Below are 1,578 nucleotides of genomic sequence, written 5' to 3'. Positions count from 1 at the left end.
CAGCGAGTCGGGCGCGTCGGGCGATGCCCAGCGGCAGCCCGCGCGGCACCCCGTCGATCGTGCGCCGGGACACCAGCACGGTCTTGGACGTCTCGGCGCCGACGATGAGCAGCGCCGAGGCGTAGTTGAGCACCGGGTGCAGCTTCTGCTCGCGGTAGACGAACCGGGCCCCGGACTCCTTCTCCACGATCACCGCGCCCGGGTCGCGCCAGCCCTTGCCGCCGCCGGCGAACAGGCCGTAGAGCGCGAAACCGCCCAGCCCGATCACCGCGACCAGAACGCTGGCCAGCCCGGCTCCGGCCAGCCCCCGAAACGGCGACTGTGCGGGATCGGTCTCCCGCATGACCAGCGCCGCGACGGCCCGCTGGACGCTGAACTGGTAGGAGTGCAGCTGGTCCTGCCGCGACGGCATGAGATCCCTCCGGGTGGTTCGGCCGGGCACAGGATATGCGTTGGGTCGATGTCCCGTGGACCCTGCGTGGTCGCCTGCTCCGGGGCAACCGCTACCATCCACGGACGAATCCGACGGCGAGAGGGCCACCGGTGGGTGTGCGTTTCGAAGAGCTGGCCTGGCGCGAGACCCCGATCGGCGCGATCAGCCTGCGCCGGCGCCGAGACCCCGCGCTCCAGGTCGAGGTGTACGAGGTCAAGCTCGACGACGAGTTCCTGATGTCCAGCCTCTTTCCGGTCGCGGAGATCGAACTGGCCCGGCTCGGTCTCGCCGAGCTGGTCGGTGACTCGCTCGACGTGGTGGTCGGCGGTCTCGGGCTGGGTTACACCGCCTGTGCGGCACTGGACGACCCGCGGGTGCGGTCACTGCTGGTGGTGGAGGCGATCGAGGACGTGATCGACTGGCACCGGCGAGGGCTGCTGCCGTTCGCGGCGGGGCTGGCCGAGGACCCGCGGACGCGCTTCGTGCAGGCCGACTTCTTCGCCGCGGTGGCCGGGGACACCGGCTTCGACGTCGAGGCGCCCGGTCGACGGTTCGACGCGGTGCTGCTCGACGTCGACCACTCCCCGCGCAATGTCCTGCACCCGAGCCACGCGGCGTTCTACCCGCCGGCCGGATTGCGCCGCCTGGCCGCGCTGCTGCGCCCGGAGGGGGTCTTCGCGCTCTGGTCGGACGATCCGCCGGACGCCGAGTTCACCGAGGCGCTCACCGAGGTGTTCGCGACCGCGCGGGCGCACGTCGTGCCGTTCGCCAACCCACTGACCGGCGGAGAGTCGGCCAACACGGTCTACGTGGCGCGCGTCGGCGGTTGACCGCGGCTCCACCTCGTCCCGCGGGCATGCTTACGGTTTCAGCGTTGGGGGCAGTTGCCGGGTAGAAGGGGCTCGCCGGTGGTTCGGTTGCGGCGGATGAGCAGCCAGCGATGCTCACCGGGGCTGGTGGCGGTGGTGACCCAGGCCCACAGGTAGTCGCGGGGTCCTTTCGCGCCCGGCTCGCAACTGCGCAGCTGCCACTCGCGGCTGGGAATTCGGTCGGCGAGGTCGTCGACGCGGATCAGGGTGCGTCCGTGGTTGACGTGCACGCGTCGGTCGCAGCCGACGGCCAGGACGTAGCCGATACCGCGGTGT

1 protein-coding gene and 2 pseudogenes are annotated in these 1,578 nt (G+C 71.5%); 1 reads left to right on the top strand and 2 read right to left on the bottom strand.

The genetic code is table 11. From position 1 onward, the window contains the following. Positions 1–412, bottom strand: a pseudogene (locus tag JM949_RS35855) (type VII secretion protein EccB); the annotation flags it as partial. Positions 413–543: 131 nt separating this feature from the next. Between JM949_RS35855 and JM949_RS35850 the strand changes: the two are divergent. After that, positions 544–1,263: a polyamine aminopropyltransferase gene (locus tag JM949_RS35850; protein ID WP_203152461.1), complete on the top strand. Its 720-nt coding sequence runs from the start codon at positions 544–546 to the stop codon at positions 1,261–1,263. Positions 1,264–1,334: 71 nt separating this feature from the next. Here the strand turns inward: JM949_RS35850 and JM949_RS35845 are convergent. Beyond that, a pseudogene (locus JM949_RS35845) lies at positions 1,335–1,578 on the bottom strand (IS701 family transposase); the annotation flags it as partial.

It is taken from the genome of Micromonospora tarensis (assembly GCF_016803395.1).
GTDB lineage: Bacteria > Actinomycetota > Actinomycetes > Mycobacteriales > Micromonosporaceae > Micromonospora > Micromonospora tarensis.
The sequence above is the reverse complement of the archived record's forward strand: the minus strand, read 5'-3'. Positions and strand labels throughout refer to the sequence as shown.